A 25,352-nucleotide genomic window follows, 5' to 3' on the forward strand; every position below is an offset into this window, starting at 1 on the left:
ACTTTTTAGCGATTCGGTTGTATAATTTAAGTTTTAAAGCTGTTCTTAAAATTTATGTTAGGAGGACCAGTCATACATTATTAATGAGCGTTTGAGTTTTGTTAAAATATTTTTTGAATTTTATTGTAGGAGAAATAATACACAAGTATATTTGTCGTCCGATTTTGAGTCTTTATCTAAGAAGATTTAATTACGGGGTGTAGCGTAGCCCGGTTAGCGCGCCACGCTGGGGGCGTGGAGGTCGGAGGTTCAAATCCTCTCACCCCGACTAAAAAAGCTGAACGAGAGTTCGGCTTTTTTTTGTTGGAACAAGCCGAAAGTTAGCTTTCAAGGCGCAGTAACAACAAAAAAACTAATAGAGCGATAGCGATATGCTTTTTGGTCAAGGGGCCCCATTCAGGATCAACGACCGCAGGGAGTTAATCCCGGTGGGAATATCGAATGTCGAATATCGAATGCCGAATATTGAATGTTGAAGTGTTTTAAGGATTCTACTTTGTCATCGGCCTCTTTTTCAGGATCAACGACCGCAGGGAGTTAATCCCGGTGGGAATATTGAATGTTGAATATCGAATGTCGAATGTTGAATATTGAATGTCGAAGTGATTTAAAAATTTTATTAAAGTATGATTCCCATTTAGGATCACTGCTCGACATGACCACTATTTGATTCATTACGGAAGCCCTATTACCATATCTGCACCAATCCTCGGGCGCATAAACATCTTCTATTTGCTTTTCTAATATATAAGTACCTGAAATAGTGTTGTAAATTAATGTTTTCATAGTTAAGCCAGGACTCATCTCCCATGATTTTTCTGAAGTATAGGTTTCCTTATACGATGCTGTCCAGCTTTTTACATTCATAAACTTTACATACTTCGTATTCTCATTTTATGAAAAAGAAATATAAGTACTAGCCACTATGAAATAGATAACCAACACTGTATATTTAATTAAAATATTTTTTAAAATTTAGTTGTTAATTTATCTTTGTTACAGATTTGTAATCAATGATAAAAGGCTTAATATCAATATGACATTAACTTAAATCGGTACATTTAATTTTTAATTTGAACTTCAATTACAATCCTTTTTTATATTGTATTATTTATACAATTACATTCCAGATGTAGCCATAAAATATTCCTTAAAACTTAGCAATTTGTAACCTTCCGGGGCCTGAAATTCTGAAGTTGAAATATCTTCTTTTGTAAGACTTACAACCTCAATTTGCCTATTGCTTCCATAATCGTCATAATTAACACTCTTCAATGTAACACCAGCCATTTCTACTTCTTTATATTCATTAGAAAACTCGGGAGATGATCTTAAAAAGGCTTCATCAGGAACCGAACATTCAGCTATCTTCAAGCCTTCCTTTAATACTTTTTTATAGCCTTTTATAATATTACTTAATTCCGAGTCGTTTGTTATCCACATTTCTTCATACAGTCCGCCATTTATGAAGATACTGTACTTAGTCGTTTGATACCCTGCTATTTTCTCACCGTTACTTTTTGAAACGGTTATTTCAAGAGCCGGCTTTGCTTTTTCCGCCTTGATCATATCCTGCATCATTTTTTGTTGGGATGCTGGCATGTTTTTATTCATATCATCCCTGAAAGATTTCATTGCATTACACAAATCTATGGAAGACCCTTTGGCATAGATTTCCTGGTTTTCATCTATTAGAATCATTATATCTTTTGATAAGTTATATATGCTGCTAGAAACTCCTTCTTCATCATATTCGATTGATTTTAACCAGTTTTCACCTATGTAGGTGGTGCTATTATCAGCTTCAGTCATCACCCAAACCTGAGCACAAACACTGGAGCTCAGGAAGAGTAAAGTCACTATACTTATCAAGTAATGAAATATTTTATTATGCATGATATAGAATTTTTGAATTACATTTTTACAAATTCCACGCGACGATTGTTGGCTTTACCTTCTGGAGTGCTATTATCTGCGATGGGAACCTCTTCACCAAACCCTTTTGATTCCAGCCTGGCACTTGCAATACCCTGCTCAATTAAAGTGTTAACTACGGTGCTGGCACGCTGTTCTGATAAGTTTTTATTGAATTGCTCATCACCATCACTATCGGTATGTCCTTCTATACTAAACTTGATCTCGGGATATTGCTTCATTAATTTAACAATCTCGTTAATTATACCCATAGATTCTGGTTTTAAAGTGGCCTTTCCTGAATCAAACCTTATACCATTGGTTATAATTTTTCCATCTGTAATCATTTTGTCATAAAGTTCAAGATTGCCAGTAGCAATACGGATATTTTTTATGGCAGCATATTGATCTTGGTGGCATTGTTTTGAAGATATCGTAATTCCTGTTGGATTATTTTTGAAATTCGGAATATTAGAAATCCTGTTTTCTCCAAAATAAATTTTCAAAGCCCTAATATTAAAGGATATAGCAATTCTTTGCCAATATGGATAGCTTTTGTTTTCTTCAAAATCGTTGCTTCCATAATTGGTAATAAATAGATTTTTAGGAGAAATTATAATATGTCCCATTCTTTCTGAATCTTTTTGATTTACCTTATCGTATAAATAAAGAGTGTACTTGGTGCAGAATTCAGTAAAATAGGCATCAAATTCAAGGGTGAAAACTTCAGGAAGATAATCTCCCTTTACTTTCATCAATGGGACAATTTGCCCGCTTTCTGTTGATGGAAAATTGATTACGGTATTTTCACCAAGTTTCGCTATTTCTACATTTCCAGATTTTAGATCCCATTGAGAAGGGAACTCGCCATTTTTTTCACCTTCCATATTATCTTCAAATATTACTGTTTCACCAGGCACAAAATCATATTTAGACCAAACTTTTAGAGTTTCAATATCGCTTTTAGTATCGGATTCAGAATCTTGATCTTTTGTATCAATTTCTTCTGATTTAGAATCTTTATTCTTACCATAAATCTCGTCTTCTGCCTTATCCAGGCCTTTATCCATGGTTTTATCAACTTTATTTTTGAGTTTTTTTAATATTTGCGCATTTGCAGTCATCGGTGCCTGCAGGAATAGGCCTAGCATTGCAAATAATATTAATTTTTTCATAATGTTTAGTTTTAAATGAATATTAACGGAGAAGCGATTATTGTAATTCAAAGATTATAATATTCTTACTTAAAGTTTGTTAAAATTTCTAACATAAAACATGATAAATATCATGTTTTATGTTAGCTAGAATAGCTATGTAATTGTGTAGATTATTAACAATCTTGACAAGGTTCAAAAACGAGATGATTCTTTAATCAGCTGCCCGTCTTTTAAGGGATATATGAATGAAAGTGATAATTAGCTATTAGATTTATTGAATCATTAAATGATAATTGTAAAATCTCATTCCACACACATTAACTACCTTCCTGAGTCGGTTTGCATATTAGTATATCATTTATCCCATAAAAGAAAAGGACAAAATCACTTTGTAGTTAACCAAAGAAAGCATTTTCCAAGGGAGAGTTACTTCCATTTCTCCTTGTATCACTCTGTTTTTAAAATTTAAAATAAAACCCTGAATAAAACTTCTCGTTTTTTTCTTTAGAATCTCAAAAACATGCATAGTATTTGGCTGTGTCAGTGTAGTTGGTTTTCCCAAATAAAGACAGGAAAGGTTATACCAGATTGTTCTACTTGCCTTTTCCAGTACATTAATCGTTTTGAAATAGTCTACCAGACAAAACAGTAATACATCATGGAGGCGCAGGAATGCAGGAATCCTGTGCATTTGTATAGGCATATGGTGGAGACTTCTTCCATTAGCAAAAAATTGACAATTGGTTGTGTTCACACATTTGCTCGGTAATGGTATATAATACCTGCGCAATTACGGGTGATAAGGAAGCTTTTTTAGATTGTTGACAATCGAAATTACGGCAGGATTTTAAGGGTTATTTATATCCAATGGAATTTCATCTGCAGAGTGCACCATTAAGGTTTTTTGAGTCTAAAGAGTATTTCCATAATTAAACCTAAGGGTCCAAAATTTATTTTTCATCAATAATAATTGTACTTCCCGGTTCATAATCTTTTACAACTGTTTCTTTACCGGATACGGGCCAGGTAATTTTAATACTATCCGCTTTTTCATTGAGACCAAGACCTACTATTAAAGAACTGATATCCGATTGAGACAAATACGAAGCCCCGGTTCTCATCATTCTATTTTGCCTAATACCATCATTCCAAACAGTAATTTTAGCACCAATGGCATTTTGATTTGGTTTTTTTCCTTTGAGCTGAATGGAGACCGAATTGTTTTTTAATTCAGAATCATTTCGGAACAAACGCGGAATCCCACCATTTACGGTAAACAATATATCCAGGTCACCATCCTTGTCGATGTCTGCTGTGGCAATTCCCCTTCCTACCAATGGTGCTTTAAATGACTCACCGACTTCATCGCTGATATCAATAAACTTCCCTGAGTCATTATAAAAAATCTGAGGACGTTGCTCGAAAGTAATGTTTTGTTGTATCCCATTAATCTCCGGCTCGATATGACCATTTGCAGTAATCAGTTCAACAAATCCATCGTTGTCCAGATCAGCAAAATGAATCCCAAATGTCAATTGAAGCAAAGAAGCACGGGTCAGCTGAGCAGCACCAGCCCTATCCTGAAATAACCCGCTTCCTGTCTGGGTATACAATGACAGGGGCTCTTGTGAGAAATTTCCGATGGCAATCGCAAGGTTATTGTCATTGGCCACATCTGCTATATCAATACCCATTCCCGCACGGGCACGACCATTTTCATCATAACCGATACCGTAGACGAGCGCTTTATTTATAAAACTGCCATCACCATTGTTGATATATAAAAAATTGGGTTGGGTATCATTTGAAACAACAATATCCGGCCAGTTGTCATCATTGAAATCAGCAACGGCCACACCGAGAGATTTTCCTTCATGATTCAGCACTCCGGCTTTTTCGGTAATGTCTTCAAAGTAACGGCCCTTCATATTTTTATACAGCCTGCAAGTTTCGCCCTGGTAGATATCCGGGGTCGCATAAGATTTGGACTTTCCATCCCTTGTTGAATAAATGTCTGTTTCAGGCGTCCACTTTACATAGTTGTCCACAAAGAGATCCACCCACCCATCACGATCAACATCAACCCAGGCAGCACTTGTAGACCAGGCCGGAATACTTTCAGGGCCAGGATCATTTCCTGACACACCCATCTGTGCCGTGACATCTTGAAAAACACCGTTTTTATTTTGCAGCAGCATATTGTTGCCAACAGCTGTAAGATAAATATCCATATCTCCGTCAGCATCAAAGTCCGCAAAGGAACAGCCCATTCCATAAATTGAAAAATCCAGGCCTGAGGCAGCGGTCACATCTGTAAACGTACCGTCCTTATTGTTCTTATACAATGCAGGGGTAGGGTTTGACCCGTTTGCCCGGTGATTTGGCCAAAATGAACCGTTCACTAAAAAAATATCAGGCCAGCCATCATTATTATAATCCAGAAACCCTCCTCCGCTACCAATGGTTTCAGGCATCCATTTTTCGCCAAAAGCACCTGTGACATGTTTAAAGTCAATCCCCGATACATTGGTGATATCAGTTAGTTTTATATGACTAATAACTTTGGTGGATTGATCGGCTGTGAAATCATGTGCTTCTTCAGTAAACTCCAATTTTTCTTTTTGTGCTTCTTTTTTTTCGCAACCAACCAATTGGAATAGGATGAATAGAATAAAGAATACTTTGAATTTCATATGTTGTATGAGCTTAATGTTGATCAATTGAAAAATGTGTGTTTAAAATTCCAAATGGTGAATCCTTATGTCCTGTGCCATTAAATTAGCCCCCGGATTTTCCATTCTGTATTTTTGAGCCGCTTCTGATGCCGACTCATCGATTTTATAATAGTTAAATGCTTGGTCCATAAGGGCAGCATCTGCATTGTTTCCCGTTGCCCGATAATTAAGTGCCAAATGGTAATAGGCCTCCCGGTCTTCCGGATCAATATCCAAAACAGATTTGTACATATTGATCGAAGCTTCGTATTGCTGGTCCAAATAATACGTCCGGCCCAGTTGACGCCTTGCTGCCCGGTCTTCAGGAAAATATTTCAAAACATATGTATAGGCAGCTATTGCATCTTTGTACAAGCCATCTTCCTGTCGCACACGAGCCCATACCCATGCAACCTGCGGATCACCTTTTTTAAGTTCTTCACATTTTCTTAGCTGTCTGTACGCCTCTTCAATATTACCCTCACTAAGGGCTGTTTTAGCCATATTAAGCGGCCCGTCCAGGCTTGTTGTTTGCAATTCTGCCACTTTCTCAAATGCCTTAATGGCACCGCGTGAATCCCCTTCAAGCAACAATCCGATTCCATAATCATTATATCTGATCCAATCAGTAGCAGGAAGTTTATTATTTTGTTGTTTACTGTTTGATAAAGCAGTTGTATTACCCGATACCAAAAATTCTATCTTGTCGTTCGCAATCTCGGTAATCGGTAATTTTGGGATTTCTTTAAATTGCTTGAATCCCTGAGGATTGGCCTTATAGGCAAATTCTAGATATTTTTGATCAAACTTCCTAAACATTAACCTGGCCTCCATGGTAAGTTTTTTATTTTCGAATTCCTTTGGAATTGTGAAAGTATAATGTGCAATATCCGCTGTTCCCGGACCAATGACATTGGCATATACGGTAACATGGATGTCCTGGGCATTTCGTTGGTGAATTGGATTTGAATTTTTATCTACAAGCACTGATTTGAAGGTATGTGCATTTTTATCCAAATGCCCTTCACTATCTATAAATCCGCTAATGAGCAGGGTATTACCCGTATCATCTTTAACCGTAAACTCCAACCATCCTTCATTGGAATCATTTGTTCCTCCTGGAAAAGTATGGCCAACTCCTTTGTTCCTAACGACTACATCAACGGTCACCTCTTCACCCGATTTTAGTAAAAGGCCTGTATGCTTCAAACCCATAAGGGGTTCCTGCCGGCTGGTTGACTTAACAGCGAAAATATCGACGCCCAGTTTTTCATTTTGCAGGAATTCAACAATTTTTTGTAAGGTAGCTGTGTCATTTCTGATAAATGGCAATGCAGTATTGGCCGCAATAAAACGATGTGATCGAACCATGCCATTTTTCGCGGCTAAATCTCCTAATGGAGCTTTTTCGGGAGGCATATGGCAATCCTGGCATTCTTTTTTTACGGGCGGAAGGTAGAATGTTCTGGCCGCATTCAAAGACACTCCGCTGTCATGCCAATTATCATATTCGTCCTGACCCCTCAGCCATCTGTAGTTGTTAACGGATTCCGATAAACTAACTTTATGACAGGTCATACAATATTCGCTCTTCGCAAAAAAAGGTTGCATCATCTGTTCCATATGTGCCTCGGGCTTTGCTTTGATTGCCGCGTCATGAAGAAAGGCGCCAAGGCTCCCATCCTTGCTTTTTGCAAACAAATAAGGGTCTTCCTGTTCATCGGCTATATTGTAGTTCCCGTTTCCGGTCTGGTTGTGTATCTTGTCAATAGAATGGCATGCCAGGCAGGTAAGACCAGCTTGAGCTTCGGGTGTATTACGGTCGATAATGCGATTCATTTTACCGGCCAGCATGAGCGAAGGATCATGACATCCGCTGCACCATTTACTCTTGGCCCTTCCAATTCCATCTGGCCCAAAATCTTTAAAGTGTGCGACATGCTTTTCTACCCATTTATTTGGTTCATTAGAATTATTCCGCATCTCGGTAATAGTGGCTTCATAAAAAGGGTTATTAAAAGAGGCAAACCGATGGGCAGATGACTCCCACTGCGCGACGATATCCTGATGGCACCTTGCACAGGTGGAAGCTCCAATCGCTGTATTTTTTACAAAACCAAATTGGTCTATGTCTTCTTTTATTTCCTCAGAATCTCCTAATTCTCCCCTTGTAATGATGCGGGACGGCAGATAACCGCCTGAACTGGTTGTTGCAGCCGAGGGAAAAAATGGACTCCCGGGAGGAACGAATCCAATCGGGAAGTATTCACCATCTGCATAATCCTCTACATTTCGCTCCCTGGCCCCGGGGCCTTTATGCATGCCTTGCTCACGGGCAGCTTTTGCTTCTTTGGTAAGTACTAAATTGCTTTTTGTGGATATATGGCCTATAACCAGAAAGATCAAAAGCAATATAACAGCCATGCTGAATCTTTTAAAAGCATTATTTGCGGGTTTATTACCCCTGCTGCTCATTCGATGCAAAATATATCCTGTTGGGGCCAGCAAAGCACAAATCACATGTAACCACCAGGCCCAGTTATGATCTCTGCTTGCGGCAGAAGTAAGTATAAATAAACCCGTAATTCCCAGTACCAAACCCACGATCATAAAGGCTATTCCGGTCAAGCCACTTTTGTGCCGATACATTTTCCAGACCGGGGGTAAATGCATTAAACCAAACACCAACATCAATATGACCAGCAATATGCCAACTCCTGTATGGGAAAGGATCATGGTTTGCAACAAAATAGGAATTTCTGTCCTGCTCGATGTAAAAAAGCTAAGATCAAGGTTGTCAGCTAGACGGTTTATCAAGAGATACAAGGTATTGGAAAACATAAAAACCGACAAGACAATTGCTATCCAGAGTAAGATTTGAAGATTTTTTGAAACTACCCAGCGGCTGCGACCCATGTATTGATCTTTAAGTAAAAAAAATAATTCCTAAAAAAAAAATGTGTGTAAATATAAAAGAAAATTATCTATGGATTATTGAATTTTAATTCACATATATTTTGAAATGATCTGAAGTTCAAGATAAAAAAATGAGTAGGGGACTTCAGGTCCGACAATAGATATTTTGCTAAAAAGAATGAGGATCTTATGCAGGTCATTCATTTTAAACAGGAGATTCCTTGAGGTAATAACTATACCCATTTTGTGGGTTATTGTCACCTAACTATTTTTTAGATGCAATATTTTTTTGCTTTTTATATCCGCTCCTTTTGTTGATTGCAGGACTCGGATGACATTATTCTTACCCAGATTTTGATAGAAGCCATTGTGTATTTAGTTTGTCAGGTGGTGTTTTGGATATGGTATTGGGTATTTTGGGAAATCAAATTATATGCAGAGCAAGCGGTTTTTTTAAAAATTTAAAATTTTCATATCAAGGCAATAATAAAATCTTAATCATCAAGAAAATGGGATATCTAGTGAAGAATAATTATATTTATTACTTGATAAAATGTAATTTACCCAACGGCATAGTTCTATTAATAAGGTGATTTTATGGCAAACACAAAAAACTCGGCGCCAAAAGCTAAAACGAATAAAGTTACTGCGAACAAGAAAACAAAACAAAAGAAAGAAGATGCATTTCTTATCGTAGGCATGGGCGCATCAGCTGGTGGATTAGAAGCTTTTAAGGAGTTTTTTTCAGAATTGCCTGATGCCCCCGGAATGGCTTTTGTAATAGTACAGCACCTAGATCCTACTCATAAAAGCCTGATGGTAGACTTGCTTAAAAAGTATACCAAAATGCAGGTGAGTGAAGTAAAAGATCATAACCAAGTAGTAAAAGATCATGTTTATATAATTCCTCCAAATAAGGATATGGCCATACTTAATGGTATTCTGCATCTTATGGAACCTACTTTGGCCAGGGGATTTAGAAAGCCGATCGATTTTTTCCTGCGGTCCTTGGCAAATGATCAGGGAGCAAGGGCCGTTGGCATTATTTTATCCGGAACCGGTACTGAAGGCACCTTGGGCCTTAAAGATGTTAAAGGGCATGGTGGTTTAACCATAGTGCAGGATCCTAAGACAGCTCAATATGATGGTATGCCACGCAGCGTTATTACTGCAGGAGCTCAGGATTTTATATTGCCGGTTAAAGAAATTCCGAAACTACTTGTTAAGTATTCTAAAAACAGGAATTTAAAGCCCATAGTAAAGCCGATAGAAGTCGTTAGGACCAAAGATCTTTTAGAAAAGGTTTATATCCTGTTACGCAATGAAACCGGTTGTAATTTTAGTGATTACAAAGACAGCACAGTTATACGCCGGGTAGAAAAGAGGATGGCGATCAACCAAATAATTAAGCTTGAAAATTATATTAAATACCTGCAAAACAACAGTGAAGAGGTCATAAAATTATTTAATGAATTACTTATTGGAGTTACAAGTTTTTTCAGAGATAAGGAACCCTTTGAATTTTTAAGACAAAAGGTTATACCAAAAATCATAGAAAAAAAGTCTGATAACGACACGATTAGAATCTGGATTCCCGGATGTTCCACAGGAGAGGAAGCATATACCATTGCTATTCTTTTTGATGAAATTGTTTCTAAGCAAAATAAAAATATTAAAGTTCAGATTTTTGCTTCGGACATTGATGAAAAAGCTATTAATATTGCTCGTTTAGGTGTTTATCCTGATACGATTATAACAGATGTCACAACAGACCGTCTGAATAATTATTTTTATGTTGAAGGGTCAAGCTATCGTATTAAAAAAGAAATACGAGATCAAATTATATTTGCTGAGCACAACCTTATCAAGGATCCCCCTTTCTCAAAACTGGATATGATTTCCTGTAGAAATTTGTTGATTTACCTTAATATAGAAGCTCAAAAAAAAGTATTCTCCATTTTTCATTATGCATTATTGGATAAGGGGATTTTGTTTTTGGGCAGCTCAGAATCACTCGGAGAATATGGAGATATATTTGAGGTGGTAGACCGGAAAAGTAAAATCTTTAAGCGTAAAAATGTGCATGCGGATAAAATGCCTCGGTTAGGGTATCAGTTTAATGAGCCCCTGCGTGACATAAAAACCCCTCCTGTTCCTATTCTTAAGAGGGTTCAACAAGATAATTTAGCCACAATAACACAACGTCTTTTACTAGCACATTATGCTCCGGCTTGTGCCATTATAGACAGTAAAGACGATGCCGTATACTTTTCAGGTAACACGGGTAAATATTTGCAACCTTCACCAGGTGAGGCCAGATTGAATTTAATCGATATGGCCAGAGAGGGCCTCAAGGCAGAACTTCGAGCTATTATTTCAAAAACTCGAAAAAGCCAAAGCTTGGAAGTGCATAGTCATATTAAAGTTAAAACTAATGGTAGTTTCCAGAATGTTAAACTTTCTGTAAGGCCTTTAAATAAATCATTAAACGATGTGGGCTATCTCATGATTACCTTTGAAGATTTGGATACAACTATAGAAAAAAAATCTAAACCTAAAATAGGTGAGCCTGAAAATATTTCTGAGATAAATGCTTTAGAACAGGAACTTGCCACCACTAAAGAATATTTAAGATCTACCATTGAACAGTTGGAAATTTCTAATGAAGAGTTAAAATCTTCGAATGAAGAATTACAATCGAGTAATGAAGAATTACAAAGCACCAATGAAGAACTGGAAACATCAAAAGAGGAGTTGCAGAGTGTTAACGAAGAAATTATCACTGTGAATACAGAACTGCAGGGTAAAATAGATGAGCTTGCCCTGGCCTATGACGATATGAATAATTTATTGGCAAGCACGGATATCGGAACTATTTTTTTGGATGAAAAGTTAAATATCATGCGTTTTACCCCATCTATGGCCAGAATTATCAATCTGATTCCAACTGACCTGGGTCGTCCCGTGGCGCATTTATCTTTTAATCTTAAATATGACTCTCTTGTCTCGGATATAAAGAATGTACTTAATAAGCTCACAGCCTTTACTACATCTGTAAAAAGCAATGATGGCCTGTGGTATCAAATGAAGATCATGCCTTATATAACATCACAGAATGTGATTAAAGGTGTGGTTATTACTTTTGTTGATATTACAAAAGAAAAATCTCTTGTAGAGGAATTAAATAAGATCAAGGAAAATTATGAACACTTGCTGGAGTCAACAAAGACTGTTGTGTACACACAGGATGAGAATCTGGTTTATACAGGGATTATTAATATGTATCCGGATGTCAAATTCAGAAATATTGAAGGCAAGACTGACAAGGATTTTTTCACCCCAAAAGAAGCTGAAAAGCTTAATAAAATTAAAAATGAAGTTTTAAAAACAGGTAAATCAATGCGACAAACAGTCGCTATGACATTGGGAGGTGATATTAAATTCCACGATTTAACGGTGAGGCCCTTATACGACAAAAATAAATTAAAAGGGATAGCATGTACTTCTACCGATATAACAGAACTGAGCGAAATACAGCAAGAACTATCGAAATATAAAGAATGAGACAATGTCAAAAAGCTCTGCAGAAAGTAAATTACGCGCTAAGGCAGAAAAAATAATCAGTGAGAAAACTGATTTGATAAAGGACCTTACCTTAGAGGAATCTCAAAGCCTGCTTCATGAATTGGAGGTACACCAGTTGGAACTGGAAATGCAAAATGAAGAACTGAGAGAAACTCAACACAGACTTGAAGAGTCCCGCGATCAGTATACAGATTTATTTGATTTTGCTCCGATTGGTTATATTGTATTAAATGAAAGAGCAGAGATCAAAAATATCAATCTCACCGGCTGTGATTTACTCGGTATAGAACGTTCTTTTGTTATTGGAAAACCATTGTCTGCATATATTTCAAAAGGTCAGTCCCGCAACTTATTTTTAAATTTAAGAAAAGCCTTTGAAACAGGTTTGCTACCTTCATTTGAAATTGAAATGAAACATAAAAGCAAGGGTAATTTTATGGCCTTGCTTCAAGGAGTTATTACAAAGGACCAAAAAAACAAAACCGCAGTTTGCAGAGTATCATTAAGCGATATTACCGAGCTCAAAAAAGCTGAAGCTTTGCAAATATCACATGAAAGTTTACAAAAGGAAAAGGAAAAAATACAGCAATATCTTAATCTGGCACCTGTTGTTTTTCTCTTGATCGATACAGAATATAAGGTGCAAATGATCAATAAGAAAGGATGTGAACTTTTAGGATATAAAAGACAGGAGATCATTGGGAAACATTGGTTTGGAAATTTTATAAATTTTGAAAATCATGATAAAGTTTCTCTGATTGACCAAAGCAGACATAAAATAAAAGGTTCGCTAATCCCCTATTTTGAAAGCTATATAAAATGTGGCAACAACGAATCGCGTTTGATGTCATGGACTAACGTCGCATTGCTAGATAATCACAAGCAGCATATAGGAACACTTATAGCAGGAGAAGACGTCACAGAAAGAAAAAAGTTAGAACTAAGGAAACAAAAATATACTGAAGAATTAGAACAGTTAGTTGAAGAGCGCACCAAAGAATTAAAAGAAGCGCTTGCCAAGGAGAAAAACATAAATGAAATGAAAAGTGCCTTCGTGTCTATGGCTTCACATGAGTTTCGCACACCACTTACCAGCATCCTTTCTTCGACTTTTTTAATTAAAAGATATAATGACATGAAAGAATATGCCAAGGAGAGAAGGCATATTGAACGCATCAAATCATCGGTACATCAACTTACAAGTGTGTTGGAAGACTTTCTGTCTATTGATAAGCTTGAACGTGGAATTGTGGCAATAAAAAAAGAAACTTTTGATTTAAATGAATTTATTGCTGAAATCATAGAAGATTTTGAGTGGATGCTTACCGAAAACCAGAAAATCAAGCATGTTCCAAAAGGTTCCGCAGAAGTTTTTCTCGATAAAAAGATTTTACGTAATATTTTGTTAAACCTGGTTTCCAATGCCATAAAATATTCAGAAACCGATGTGAAAATTAGATCTTTTGTAAATAAAAAGGTTTTAAAAATTGTTGTAGAAGACAAAGGACTGGGTATTCCTGAAAAGGAACATAAGGATCTGTTTAAAAAATTTTTCAGAGCAAAAAATGTGGCTCATATTCAGGGCATAGGTCTTGGATTGAGTATTGTAAAGCATTACGTCAGGCTGCTCGGCGGCACGATTATGTTTAGCAGCAAAATGGGAGAGGGGAGTACATTTGAATTGGTACTGCCGTTACAGCCTTAAATTCAAATCCTTTCCGGATTACTACTATGGATTTATATTTTTTTAAAAAACACGATCTAAATGACCTGCGTCATTTCGGATCTATAGCGCTCTCTTTATTTTTGTTTATAGCAAATTATTAATAAAAATATTATGAGAACTGATGTAGAAATTAAAGAAGATGTATTAGATGAATTAGCATGGGAGCCAGACATTGATGAAACACAAATTGGAGTCATTGTAGAAAATGGAGTTGTAACATTAAGTGGTGTTGTAGACAGTTATTCTAAGAAACTAGCGGCAGAAAAAGCGGTAAAAAGGGTAAAAGGTGTTAGGGCCATAGCAGAAGACGTTGAGGTAAAATATGGCATAAGCTATAAAAAAACAGATAAGGAAGTTGCAAAGGCTGTAATAAAAGCCTTGGAATGGAATTCTGCTGTGCCTGATGAGGATATTAAAGTTAAAGTTGAAGATGGATGGGTTATTTTATCAGGGGAAGTAGCCTGGGATTACCAAAAGAAAGCTGCTAAAAAAACAGTTGGAAACTTACTTGGGGTTAAAAAAGTGGTGAACAATATTACTTTGAAAAAAAGCATCAAACCATTTGAAGTCAAAGATAGAATTAGAAAAGCTTTTGCAAGGATGGCTAATGTTGATGCTGAAGATATTGAAGTTGTCACTAGTGGTCATACGGTCACCTTAAAAGGCAGGGTAAGTTCCCTTCAAGAAAGAGAAGATGCAGAAGCAGCAGCTTATATGGCACCTGATGTATACGATGTTGTGAATGAACTTAAAATCCAATATCGAGCCGAATATGCTTAAGGTTCTATAAATGAATCATATATGCTCATGATTTGAAAAGCTCCAGTGTTTGTGGTTACTTTTGGGATTTTTATTTAAAAGGCATGAAACCAATGTCATTTGCCATAATGAGGAGGGATAATAGTTACAAATCATAAGTATTTTCTTATATCAAAATGATATACTTGGATATGGTTATGGCATAACATGAATCTTAAAATGATGTCAAACTGACCTGGATCATTGTTTGATTAAATACATCAGAATACCTTAGCAACATTGTTGCAAATGATGAGATAACAATAATTATAGTATAATTGCTGGAAGAAGAAATGTATCAGTTTGAAAAAATAAGAGACTTGTTTTTTCATGAGAAACAGGAAGCACTGACTTCCTGTTTCTGTTTTATGTGTGTGCTGCTTTAATTGAGTGTCATTGTGAGTGAGGGCTATCCATTAAATTCTCTGCATCAAATAAGTCATTCCCTTCGCCACGTAAAATAAGTAAATTACTTCCGTTATTAAGGAGCCGAAAATAGGCTCTTGTTTGTTTTTCTTCTGCGCCAAGACCCCTCAAAATACCATAAGGACCCGCTGAAATAACCCCAAGCGGAGCTTCATTGATTTTATATAGAAAAATTGAAGTCAAAGGGCCAACTACATATACAAGGCCAATTTCAGAATTTTCGAAATACCCAAAATCCACTGAATCGTCAAGCAATTCTTTCCATTTCCTTTCTAAATTCAAAACATCTTGTTCAAATTCATTCATATTCTCATAGCTGTCTTTTGGAAATTTTCCTAAAATTGATAATTCTAATCTTGAAATAATGTCTTTATCAAAAAATTTCAAAACTTTTTCCAGCTGACAGAAATGCTGATATGACCTGAATAAAATCAGCTTTTGACTTTCTAAAAATAATTCATGTTTCACAATGAGGAAAATACTAAAGAATATGTTTGTCTACATTTCATGCTAAGTTAAAATTGTAGGTGTTAAAAAGTAATGACCTGCATCAATTTGTATAAGTATCTTTTACTTTTTTTTTCAAAAAAATGTAAGCTATTTGTTTTTGGTCTTAAATAGCATTAGAAATAGACTCAAGTACATCTTTTTTCAACAATATTATTTTATTGCCTTTACCGGTAGTAATGAGTCCTTCACCTTTAAATTCTGTTAGCATTCTTATAGCAGTTTCGGTAGCGGTACCTATCATCCCGGCAAAGTCTTCTCTGGGGATGCCAACGCCTGAATCTCTATCATCTGTTATAAAACCTTTATGATATAACTCTAAAAGGGCTTTGGCTACTCTTTGTCTAACCGGTGCAAAAGCCATATTCATAAGTTGCTCTTGTACATCGACTAAATTGTTGGAGATCATGTCAATAAATTTTTTGGACACCATTTTATTTTCATATAGAAGGGTGTTAAAATCTTCTTTTGATATGCCATAAACTTCAGCATTCTCGATAGCAGTAGCTGTTTCAGTGTAATTTGACCTATTGCTGATTAAAGATAATTGACCTACAAAGTCTCCGGCACCATATATTCCTGTAACAAACTCTTTGCCGGATTCTGTAATTCGGGATGTTTTTATAATGCCCTTTTCAATAAAGTATAACTTGGATACCTTATCACCCTCCATAAAAACGACGTCTTTTTTTTCATACTTCTCTGCAGGATGATATTGTATAACCCGCTTAAGATTCAATAAATCGGACGCTTCTTCTATAAATTCATGTAGACTTTCTCTGTTTTTCAAGAACTGTTTTGTTAAAAATTCCTTTTTCTTGATGCGGCATTCTATGGCTTCGATTAATTCATTTTCTTCAAATGGCTTGGTTATATAATCATCAGCTCCAAGGTTCATACCTTTTCTCACATCCGTTCTTTCTGCTCTTGCTGACAAAAATATAAAAGGGATTTTAGCTGTTATTTCATTCCTGCTCAAAGTTTCCAGCACTTCATAACCATCCATTTCAGGCATCATAATATCACAAATGATAACATCCGGTACAAACTTTTCGGCATTGATAATACCTGTTTTACCGTTTTCTGCAGTGACTACTTTGTAGTTTGACAACTCCAAAATATCAGCAATATCTTCTCTTACATCCCTATTATCTTCAATGACTAATACTTTTTTCATCCTTTACTTGATTTACGGGCAATACTATCGAAAAGGTCGCTCCTTCTGATAATTCACTTTTAAAATTAATAGTTCCTCCTACCAGCTCAGTATATTGCTTAACTAAATACAATCCTAGGCCTGTACCTTGATAATGAGCAGCATTAGAGGCACGGTAAAACCGTTGAAACAGATTTTTTTGCTCTTCTTTAGGTATACCAATACCATTGTCTTTAACGTCGAGTATTACTTGTTTACCGCTATGGCTAACTTGTAAACTAATGTTGTCACTATCTGCAGAATATTTCATGGCATTAGATAATAAATTCGTTAATATATAGCGTATTAAATTTGGATCATGGTAAACTTGCATCTCGTCAAGATCACTACAAATTTTAACTGTCTGACCAGTCTTTTTAGAAGGCTTGATTTCTTCTATCAACGATTTTGAGAGATCCATCAGGTCAAAACGAACGGGCTGGCTTTGAATTTTCCCTTCTTCTAATTTACTTAAAGATAGAAAATCGTCAAGAATTACCCTTAAACTGTTTACGTTTGATCTTATCTTCCCAATAGATTTCTTTATCTTATTTTCATTTCCAGGTGAATTTTGTTTTTCAATGAGAATTGTCGACGAAAGAATAACGCTAAGAGGGGTTCTGAACTCATGTGAAGCCAACGTAATAAAACCAGATTTAAGTTCATTTAACTCTTTTTCCTTTCTAAGGTTCTCCAACGTTTCCAGTTGAATTATTTTTTGATCTGTAATATTGGTAAACACTAATAAAATTTGTGCTTTATTGGTGCTGGCATCAATTAGAGGAGTAGAATTTACCGAATATGCATTATTCCCGAATGTTATTTCAAAGGAGCAGTGTTCTCCTTTTAGCGTTCTTATGACTTTCTCCTTTAATTCTTGTTTTTGATTATTAGAAAAAATATTGATTTCATTAATGTCAATGCCCTCATATATTTTCTCTTTTAATCCAATAGTGTCTAATTCTTCTCCTTCAATGTATTTGATCAGAAAATCTGATCCAATCACTGCAATTATTCCTTTGGGAAAATTTTTTGCAATTGCTAAAAATAGTGACTGACTTTCCTGTCTTTTGGATACGGCTTCATTGGCAATTTGTATCTGGTCATTTAAATTCAAATTTGTTTTTACAAGGCTCTGTATGGTGGCACTTAGCTCACCGGTCTGTTTTTTTACTTTAGTTTCTAATTCAATATTATATTTTTCAAGATCTATTTTATTCTGTTGTAAAATAATGCGTGAATTATATTGCTCAATCGCTATGCTCATCAATTGAATCGCATCGCGTATAAATTCTTTCTCAAGCTTCTCAGGTTTTACAATTTGTTTAGTATAGATAACCAAAGTACCTAATAGCTTTTCATTAGAGGACAGGATTGGAAAAGACCAGCACGACTTAAAATTATTCTTTACCAATATTTTTTTAAGCTTATCGTCCGGTAAGCTATCTGTAATGTTGTCAATGATGACGTCTTTTTTTTCGTAAGCGGCCATCCCACTGCAAAAAACCTCAGAACCTATTGTTATCTCATCAATAAGACTACCTAAACACAAAGGGAGAGTTGGTGCTGCTAATTTTCGTAATGTATGGGTACGCTCATCTAATTTTAACAGGGCTCCTGTACCATTTTTAATGTATGATTCAATAGTTTTTATGAGCTGATCACCGATTGACTCAATAGGCTTATGCTGCGCTATCATCATTAAAATATTCCTAAATTCTTTTTTTAGGAAGAGGGTGTGATTATGACTTCTCGCGTCGCTAACATACAGGATCACTAAAGAGTTGTTATCAGATAAAATTCTTGTGAATTTTAATTCTAATTGAAATTTTAATCCCTTTTTGTAAATTCCATGGAATAACTTCTTTGAGCAGTTGCTGCTGATGTCGGGCTGATCATTTTTATGGGCCTCAAAATAATTTATAAAGTCTTCCGGAAAAATAAAGGCCAGTTCCTTATGGATTAGTTCTCCATGATCATAACCGAATAGTTGTTCGGCAGATTGATTTACATTAAGGATGATGCCATTCTTATCTACAATCAAGATACCTTCAGAGGAATATTGGACAATGTTGCGCAATAATTTTATGTCTTCAACTGGGCTATCCATTCTGTGCTATGTGATGAATTATTTTTTCTGAACCTTATGTGTAGAATTTAATATTATCCAATATATTTTAAAACCATGACACTTATATTTTATATAAAAATAAAGTAATATAATTGAATTTCAAAGGATAATAACCATAGATTCAATTCTATACCAACAAAACTGATAAAGGTTATTTTGATGCTATATGTTGACGAAATTCACAATAATAGCTCTTTTGAAATGAACCCTGGATGCAGTATGAATTACTGATGTATGAAGAAATAATTAATTAAAGGAATGAGGTAAAAACATTTGTACCTGCTATATGAATTTGGATTATTCGGTGAAATGTATATTCTTTAATTAAAAAATGATCAAAGCATCTCTAAATCGGGTAGGTAAGTGGAGACTATTCATAAATTTAAAGATGCTTATCTCAAGAAGTTATTTGAATAATACTGACTTAAAACAAAACCTTATACTACTTCTATCACTTTTGGTTTTTGTTTCTTGGCTTCTTCTTTTTTAGCTAAATTAAAGCTTAATATTCCATCGTGATATCTCGCTTTTATGGCCTCTTCTTTTACGCTATCAGGAAGTTGTAATGAGCGGTCAAAAGAATTATAACTAAATTCTCTTCTGGTGTAGTTTTTATCCTCCTCTTTTTTTGAAGTTGATTTTTCTGCCGAAATATTAAGGCATCCATCTGCAATTGTTACTTCAAAATCTTTTTTAGAAAACCCCGGAGCTGCCAGCTCAATTTCAAAATTATCATCTGTTTCTATAATATTTAATGCTGGTTCACTTGACTTACCATTCCAAAAATCATCACTTAGCAGGTCTCTGTTCCAAAAACGATTGTTAAAAAAATCATCCATGTCTAGAAAACTTGAAGGCATTAAATTTGTGAGGGGTCTTCTTCTTTTAAATTTTACTAAAGACATAATTATACAATTTAAGGTTAAACAATATTTATGACGCAAAAATAAAACCGAAAAACCAGTTGAGAAATGACGTGGGTCAGTAAGGCAAAATAGATATCAAAATCTACCTTTCCATGACCACCATCATTCAATTCATACGGCTATCAGGGGCCAGACCCATTACATTAAATAATTTGGCTATTGCTGTTAATTTTTTTACGGTGATATCATTCTCCTTTAGCTGCGAAGTGATCAGGCTTTGTTCTCGTGAATTGATCAGAAAAAGTGAACTTTCACCCAAAAAAAACTTTCGCTCCTCTCCTTTTAGCAGGACTTTGTAATCAGCTACAATGTTTTGAACAATTTGCTGTTGGTTGGTAAGCGATACAATTTCTGTATTTACAGCGGTAATTTTATTCTTTAAAGCCAGTGATGAAGCGCTTATTTCATAATTGATGTCCTGCAGTTTTAACTTTGCCAGCTTGAGGTCACCGCGTTCTTTTCGCAAGAATATAGGCATACTAAAATTTACCATTGCTTTGTAATTAGAGGTATTGAACAAATACTGTTTCTCATAATCTGATGCAAGGAAATTATATTGAACATCAAGTTTCGGCCATAATTTATTTGACTTTAAACGACGATCAACTTTGAGGGATTCCATTTTAGAATCAAGAGATCTCAGCTTTGGATGGTCACTAAGTATCAAAGAATCTGCCGACATGGTTTGCAATAACAGGGAACTGTTGAGAATTGCCTCAGTTGGCAACTCGGGAAAAACCGAATCTTCAAATTCCAAAGGTACATCGTCAAGCCATAAATAGCTACTGGCCTGCAATCCGGCTTTTTGACGTTTTAATTTAGCTGCTTCATACCCCAATGACCAATTTTGAGCTGTTATTTTAGCTTCAAGTGTATCAATGGCAGCTTTGTCACCTGCTAAATAATTTTGTTTAACGGCATTTAAACGCCTTGTGGCGTTTTCTAAAAAATCAGTGTAGATCTGTTCTTCATTAAAGGCCTGAAGCCAGTTAAAATAAGCAATACTGGCCTCATATAATAATTGATTAACGAGCAAATCCCTGTCGGCTTTTGTTTGGTCCTGAAAAAACTTTGCCTTTTTTAAAGTGGCCATACGTTCATTCATCAGGAGTCCCTGAGCCAGGGCCAAGGAAACGCCGGCACTGTATAAACCTTCTTCAGGAACGGTCATGTCCGGATTTAAGAAAGCACCGGTGTTATTTTCAAAATTCCCTTTGAATTCCACACCATACCAAACAGGAATTTTAAAGGTTGCGTTTAATTCATTGTAATACTCCGTATTCTTAAATTCCTTTCTGTTATAATCAACTTCTACTTTTGGATCAAAGCTGCCACGGGCCTTTAAAAGATTCGCCTCTCCTATATTTAAGGTTAAATTTGCCTGTTTAACAAGGGGATGGTGCTTTTTTACATAACTCAAATAGGTTTCAAAAGTAAAAGCCTCCACAATAGGATTCGTTCCATACATCTCGTTCGTTACAAAAATCAACAGTAAATAAATTATGAACCTTTTCATTCGATTGTTATTTTGATTTAGTTTCAACTGATTTTGAATCAGGAGTGTAGTAATTTGGAGGAAAACCATTTAATTTTCTCCAAAGCTCATACCAAATAGGCACATCCTCCAACAGGGCAATCGTGTAAGCTCCTGATCCTACACGCACATTTTTTGGCCATGCTGTCTGCTCATGGTCAGGCGCAATCAAGACTCTGAATTTTCCATTGCTGCTGATAAATGTTTCTACAGCAACAACCCTTCCCGCAAAAGTTCCAAAAGCTGCATTTGGCCATCCGCTAAAGAAAATGGCGGGCCAGCCATCGAATTGTATACGTACTTTTTCACCTTTGTGAATTAACGGGAGGTCAATGGGTTCTACAAAAGTCTCCACCGCCAGGTCGTAATTTTCGGGCATGATGCCAACCAGGGATTCTCCCTCTTTAAATGTCTCGCCGATACCAGCTCTTAGGGCCTTATTTACATAACCACTGAGAGGCGCCGTAATATAATATAAGCTATTCCTAATTTCATAATTAGAGGTTGTGTTTTCCAACTTTGATGTTTCCACTTCTGCTTCAAATTGGCTGGAAAGTGCCGTGTATTTTTCGCTTTGTGATTTTGAAAGCTTCTCGGCATATTCAGCAGAAATACGATTGATTTCCAGTTCAGCGTTGATCACATCGTTCCTGCTTGCCATCAGCTTGTTTTGCTGAGAAATAAGTTTTGCCTGAGTAGCTTGTAACTTGATACTCTTTTCTTCCACATCAGTCATTGGCTTTAGACCCTCCTTTTGAAGTGTTATAGACCTTTTGTATTGTATTTCGGCAACTTGAGAATTGGTAATAGCAGCGCTGAGATCCATACTGTCGCTTTTGACTTTTAAACGTGATTGCTGTAACTTATTTTTTGCCTGGGAGAGTTTTAATTCTCGCTCATTTTTAATAGCTTCTAACTGCATCTCCAATGCTTTTACTTTTTGTTTGTAAGACAATACTGAATTGCTTTTAGCATCGCGCTGTACCCTGCTTCTCTCTACAAGCTTTGGGTCCTGGTATTCGGTTTTAATCTCAGAAATATGAAGAATTGTATCTCCTTTTTGCACGAAATCACCCTCCCTTACATACCAATTCTCGATACGTCCAGGAATTTGAGACTGTATTGTTTGAGGTCTCTGATCAGGTGTTAAAGTGGTAACATAACCATCGGCTGTAACATTTTGGGTCCATGGTAAAAACAAAATAACCAGGCAAATGAAAAAAAAGGTCCCTACAAGCTTGTTGAAAAACTTAAAATGAACTCTGTGGAATGCTTTTTTATATGAAGCATAACCAGCTATGGTTACCTTCTTGTTTAATGGATTATTAGATATATTAAGCATCTTTAACGTTATTATTCATTATTGTTCCATTTTTCAATATGATGCTTCGGTCACAGTTTTGTTTCCAAAGCTGATTGTTGCTTGATACAACAAGCGCCCAATTTCTATCGGGTGAGGTTAGATAGTTAATGATGCGCTTTACTTCATCACTCTCAAAGTGTTCCAAAGGATCCTTTAAAATAAGTAAACTTGGTTCATGAATGATGGCACGTGCCAACAAAATACGTTTTGAAACGGTATAGGGTATTTGTTGTCCTTCAGGATGAAGAACCGTATGTATACCAAGGGTTTGTTTTTTAATAAATTCCAGTAACCCTGTTTGCTTCACTACCTCATCCAACCGTTTAGAGTCAAAATCTTTGTTGTTGAATGTTATATTTTCCATTATAGTTCCTTCAAAAGGAGTTTGGTCTGGTAAAACCTGACCAATATTTGCCCTGTACATATTGGGCCAAATCGCTTTTACAGAAATATTATTCACATACATGGTCCCCGAAGTTGCCGGGATCAGGCCTGAAATGATTTTTAAAAAGGTTGTTTTGCCAGAACCTGATGGCCCTGTTATATGAATCCTGTCTTTCGGTGTAATTGATAAAGAGACTCCTTTTAAAACTTCTTCTCCGTCAGGGGCCTTGTATGTAACATCATTTAATTCTGCTGTAATGCTGTCTTCATTTGTAAAAGGATCTTCTCCTTCTTGCCTTTCCAGGTCTTTATCCACTACCTCTCCTATTTTTTCAAGAGAAGTGAGCACATCATAGAATGATTCTAAGCCTGTAATAACTTTTTCGACCGAACTTATTAAAAGCAGGATAATAATCTCAGCGGCCACGAATTGCCCGATATTCATCTGCTGATTGATAACCAAAAGGCCTCCTATCAATAACAAACCCAGGGTTACCAGTACCTTAAAACTTATCATTTGAGTAAATTGAAGTATTAAAACCTTGAAATGATTCTCTCTTGCATCAAGATATGCAGCAGTTAATTCATCATTCTTTTGCATGGCCAGATTCGTTCGTCCTGAAAGTTTAAAGCTGATTAATGACCGGGCCACTTCCTGAATCCAATGCGCTACGTTGTATTTCTTTTTAGACTCCAACAGACTTGTAGTCAGGCCTTTTTTAGCTGTTGATTTAAAAAGTAAAAACCCCAGCAGAATTAATAAGATTCCATAGAGAATAAAAAATGGATGGTAGAAAGACAAGAGCAAAAGCCCCAAAACTATTTGCAATAAGGCAGCAGGAAAATCAATTAATATTTTTGACAATCCTTTTTGAACGGTTAGGGTATCGAAAAACCTGTTGGCTAATTCAGGAGGATAATCATTTTTTAATTCATCCATAGTGATCTTTGGAAAACGATATACGAACTCAAATGAAGAACGTGTAAAAATCTTTTGCTGAATATTTTCCAGAATGCGTATCTGCATCAATTGCAGTATACCTTGAAAAGCAACTCCAAGGGTCACCAGGACAACCAAAACAATCCATGATGTGGATACCTGTGCCCCTTGTATCAGGTTGATAATAGCCTGTATACCCAAAGGAAGGGATAAGGCTACCAAACCGGCAAATATGGCATAATAAAATACTTGTTTAATATCTCTTGTGTCTAATTGCAGCACGGAGATGAAACGTTGCCATGGACTTAATTTTTGTTTTTTCATTCTGGTTCATATAAGCTATGGTAAATTAGACCATATTGATGAATAAATTTTATTGTGAAAGTTACTTAATCTATCTTTCTTCGAAATATGACGCAAATATAATAGTATTACTATTATAATTCAATAGTAATACTATTAATATTTTATATACTACTATAGAGCTTGTCAATTTAGCCTAAAAAAACAAGTAATAGTCTGCAATTTAAACACAATGAATATCAGTTGAATAGTGGTTTTATAATTGTTCTTATACCATTGGTTTAGAAATACAGGCAACCCGGTTTCAACTTCTCATTAGATCAATACCACATTGCATCATTAAATTTACTTATCTTTTCTGTTGTTTTCTAAGAAAATTGATGATTTTAAATCCCGACCTGCACGATGGTAAACAGGCAAAGTAAGATGTATGCATTTTTAACAGGCTACATGATTATCAGTAATCTGTATGCTCAGAATATCCCTAAAGAAAATATTGAATCAAACATTTCCTTTCATATCAGGAGTTTTGGAATTGATATTGACGGGAGTTTTCAGGAGTCTGTTGTTCAGTTGGAGATGGACACGCTTGCTGTGGAACAGGCTTTTATTAGCGTTAAAATTCGGGTATCCTCCATCGAAACCGGCATATCAAAACGGGACAAGCATCTTTTAAAAGAAAAATACTTTTGGCAATCCAAATACCCTTATATCCTGTTTGAGACATCTTCCATTGAAGATCCGTTGATGATGCTTACGTGACTAAGAGCCAGATCAATATGAAAGGTGCGCTCAAAAATATCAGTATACCTTTTAGGTGGATATCAGCGGAA

17 protein-coding genes and 1 tRNA gene are annotated in these 25,352 nt (G+C 35.8%); 5 read left to right on the top strand and 13 right to left on the bottom strand.

The genetic code is table 11. The features are described 5' to 3' along the window. Nucleotides 1–193: 193 nt before the first annotated feature. A tRNA-Pro gene (locus AABB81_RS00825) sits at nucleotides 194–268 on the top strand. Between the two features lie 269 nt (nucleotides 269–537). Here the strand turns inward: AABB81_RS00825 and AABB81_RS00830 are convergent. The 6 genes from AABB81_RS00830 to AABB81_RS00855 form a co-directional block, all read right to left on the bottom strand. Then, complete coding sequence (locus tag AABB81_RS00830) at nucleotides 538–867, bottom strand: hypothetical protein (protein WP_342157957.1); 330 nt, start codon at nucleotides 865–867, stop codon at nucleotides 538–540. Between the two features lie 252 nt (nucleotides 868–1,119). Further along, the gene (locus AABB81_RS00835; protein WP_342157958.1) at nucleotides 1,120–1,896 is read right to left on the bottom strand and encodes a hypothetical protein; all 777 of its coding nucleotides are present in this window, start codon (nucleotides 1,894–1,896) and stop codon (nucleotides 1,120–1,122) included. A gap of 17 nt (nucleotides 1,897–1,913) precedes the next feature. Beyond that, nucleotides 1,914–3,089 carry an OmpA family protein gene (locus tag AABB81_RS00840; RefSeq protein WP_342157959.1) on the bottom strand — a complete coding sequence of 392 codons (1,176 nt, stop codon included), beginning with the start codon at nucleotides 3,087–3,089 and terminating at the stop codon, nucleotides 1,914–1,916. A 340-nt stretch (nucleotides 3,090–3,429) separates the two neighbouring features. Then, complete coding sequence (locus AABB81_RS00845) at nucleotides 3,430–3,774, bottom strand: hypothetical protein (RefSeq protein ID WP_342157960.1); 345 nt, start codon at nucleotides 3,772–3,774, stop codon at nucleotides 3,430–3,432. Nucleotides 3,775–4,021: 247 nt separating this feature from the next. After that, nucleotides 4,022–5,764, bottom strand: a complete 1,743-nt coding sequence (locus AABB81_RS00850; protein WP_342157961.1) for a CRTAC1 family protein — start codon at nucleotides 5,762–5,764, stop codon at nucleotides 4,022–4,024. Nucleotides 5,765–5,806: 42 nt separating this feature from the next. Continuing rightward, complete coding sequence (locus AABB81_RS00855; RefSeq protein WP_342157962.1) at nucleotides 5,807–8,701, bottom strand: tetratricopeptide repeat protein; 2,895 nt, start codon at nucleotides 8,699–8,701, stop codon at nucleotides 5,807–5,809. Nucleotides 8,702–9,298: 597 nt separating this feature from the next. Here AABB81_RS00855 and AABB81_RS00860 point away from each other — a divergent pair. The 3 genes from AABB81_RS00860 (at nucleotide 9,299) to AABB81_RS00870 (ending at nucleotide 14,792) form a co-directional block, all read left to right on the top strand. Further along, a complete protein-coding gene (locus AABB81_RS00860) occupies nucleotides 9,299–12,265 on the top strand; it encodes a CheR family methyltransferase (RefSeq protein WP_342157963.1) in 2,967 nt (988 codons plus the stop codon). A 4-nt stretch (nucleotides 12,266–12,269) separates the two neighbouring features. Next, the gene (locus tag AABB81_RS00865) at nucleotides 12,270–13,991 is read left to right on the top strand and encodes a sensor histidine kinase (protein WP_342157965.1); all 1,722 of its coding nucleotides are present in this window, start codon (nucleotides 12,270–12,272) and stop codon (nucleotides 13,989–13,991) included. A 132-nt stretch (nucleotides 13,992–14,123) separates the two neighbouring features. After that, a complete protein-coding gene (locus tag AABB81_RS00870; protein ID WP_342157966.1) occupies nucleotides 14,124–14,792 on the top strand; it encodes a BON domain-containing protein in 669 nt (222 codons plus the stop codon). A 411-nt stretch (nucleotides 14,793–15,203) separates the two neighbouring features. On the opposite strand, the gene AABB81_RS00875 is transcribed toward AABB81_RS00870, so the two are convergent. From AABB81_RS00875 to AABB81_RS00905, 7 genes are all read right to left on the bottom strand, one after another. Continuing rightward, nucleotides 15,204–15,704 (bottom strand): hypothetical protein, encoded by a 501-nt coding sequence (locus tag AABB81_RS00875; RefSeq protein ID WP_342157968.1) that lies wholly within the window; start codon nucleotides 15,702–15,704, stop codon nucleotides 15,204–15,206. Nucleotides 15,705–15,849: 145 nt separating this feature from the next. Next, nucleotides 15,850–16,920 carry a response regulator gene (locus tag AABB81_RS00880; protein WP_342157970.1) on the bottom strand — a complete coding sequence of 357 codons (1,071 nt, stop codon included), beginning with the start codon at nucleotides 16,918–16,920 and terminating at the stop codon, nucleotides 15,850–15,852. Further along, nucleotides 16,898–19,048, bottom strand: coding sequence for an ATP-binding protein (locus AABB81_RS00885; protein WP_342157972.1), 2,151 nt, complete (start codon nucleotides 19,046–19,048; stop codon nucleotides 16,898–16,900). Before AABB81_RS00885 ends, AABB81_RS00880 begins: the two co-directional genes overlap by 23 nt. Before the next feature lie 458 nt (nucleotides 19,049–19,506). Beyond that, nucleotides 19,507–19,974 (bottom strand): Hsp20/alpha crystallin family protein, encoded by a 468-nt coding sequence (locus AABB81_RS00890; RefSeq protein ID WP_342157973.1) that lies wholly within the window; start codon nucleotides 19,972–19,974, stop codon nucleotides 19,507–19,509. A 127-nt stretch (nucleotides 19,975–20,101) separates the two neighbouring features. Next, nucleotides 20,102–21,511, bottom strand: coding sequence for a TolC family protein (locus AABB81_RS00895; protein ID WP_342157974.1), 1,410 nt, complete (start codon nucleotides 21,509–21,511; stop codon nucleotides 20,102–20,104). 7 nt (nucleotides 21,512–21,518) lie between these two features. Continuing rightward, on the bottom strand, nucleotides 21,519–22,871 hold the full coding sequence (locus tag AABB81_RS00900; protein WP_342157975.1) for an HlyD family secretion protein: 1,353 nt from the start codon (nucleotides 22,869–22,871) through the stop codon (nucleotides 21,519–21,521). Further along, a complete protein-coding gene (locus AABB81_RS00905) occupies nucleotides 22,864–24,540 on the bottom strand; it encodes a peptidase domain-containing ABC transporter (RefSeq protein WP_342157976.1) in 1,677 nt (558 codons plus the stop codon). Before AABB81_RS00905 ends, AABB81_RS00900 begins: the two co-directional genes overlap by 8 nt. A gap of 429 nt (nucleotides 24,541–24,969) precedes the next feature. Here AABB81_RS00905 and AABB81_RS00910 point away from each other — a divergent pair, with 429 nt between their 5' ends. Then, a complete protein-coding gene (locus AABB81_RS00910; RefSeq protein WP_342157977.1) occupies nucleotides 24,970–25,281 on the top strand; it encodes a YceI family protein in 312 nt (103 codons plus the stop codon). Nucleotides 25,282–25,352: the final 71 nt, after the last annotated feature.

It is taken from the genome of Lutimonas vermicola (assembly GCF_038433205.1).
GTDB lineage: Bacteria > Bacteroidota > Bacteroidia > Flavobacteriales > Flavobacteriaceae > Lutimonas > Lutimonas vermicola.

Excerpts from the sequence above, each read along its gene's own strand:
- AABB81_RS00830 (WP_342157957.1), bottom strand. The coding sequence starts at position 867 with ATGAATGTAAAAAGCTGGACAGCATCGTATAAGGAAACCTATACTTCA.
- AABB81_RS00835 (WP_342157958.1), bottom strand. The coding sequence starts at position 1,896 with ATGCATAATAAAATATTTCATTACTTGATAAGTATAGTGACTTTACTC.
- AABB81_RS00840 (WP_342157959.1), bottom strand. The coding sequence starts at position 3,089 with ATGAAAAAATTAATATTATTTGCAATGCTAGGCCTATTCCTGCAGGCA.
- AABB81_RS00845 (WP_342157960.1), bottom strand. The coding sequence starts at position 3,774 with ATGCCTATACAAATGCACAGGATTCCTGCATTCCTGCGCCTCCATGAT.
- AABB81_RS00850 (WP_342157961.1), bottom strand. The coding sequence starts at position 5,764 with ATGAAATTCAAAGTATTCTTTATTCTATTCATCCTATTCCAATTGGTT.
- AABB81_RS00855 (WP_342157962.1), bottom strand. The coding sequence starts at position 8,701 with ATGGGTCGCAGCCGCTGGGTAGTTTCAAAAAATCTTCAAATCTTACTC.
- AABB81_RS00860 (WP_342157963.1), top strand. The coding sequence starts at position 9,299 with ATGGCAAACACAAAAAACTCGGCGCCAAAAGCTAAAACGAATAAAGTT.
- AABB81_RS00865 (WP_342157965.1), top strand. The coding sequence starts at position 12,270 with ATGTCAAAAAGCTCTGCAGAAAGTAAATTACGCGCTAAGGCAGAAAAA.
- AABB81_RS00870 (WP_342157966.1), top strand. The coding sequence starts at position 14,124 with ATGAGAACTGATGTAGAAATTAAAGAAGATGTATTAGATGAATTAGCA.
- AABB81_RS00880 (WP_342157970.1), bottom strand. The coding sequence starts at position 16,920 with ATGAAAAAAGTATTAGTCATTGAAGATAATAGGGATGTAAGAGAAGAT.
- AABB81_RS00885 (WP_342157972.1), bottom strand. The coding sequence starts at position 19,048 with ATGGATAGCCCAGTTGAAGACATAAAATTATTGCGCAACATTGTCCAA.
- AABB81_RS00890 (WP_342157973.1), bottom strand. The coding sequence starts at position 19,974 with ATGTCTTTAGTAAAATTTAAAAGAAGAAGACCCCTCACAAATTTAATG.
- AABB81_RS00895 (WP_342157974.1), bottom strand. The coding sequence starts at position 21,511 with ATGAAAAGGTTCATAATTTATTTACTGTTGATTTTTGTAACGAACGAG.
- AABB81_RS00900 (WP_342157975.1), bottom strand. The coding sequence starts at position 22,871 with ATGCTTAATATATCTAATAATCCATTAAACAAGAAGGTAACCATAGCT.
- AABB81_RS00905 (WP_342157976.1), bottom strand. The coding sequence starts at position 24,540 with ATGAAAAAACAAAAATTAAGTCCATGGCAACGTTTCATCTCCGTGCTG.
- AABB81_RS00910 (WP_342157977.1), top strand. The coding sequence starts at position 24,970 with ATGATTATCAGTAATCTGTATGCTCAGAATATCCCTAAAGAAAATATT.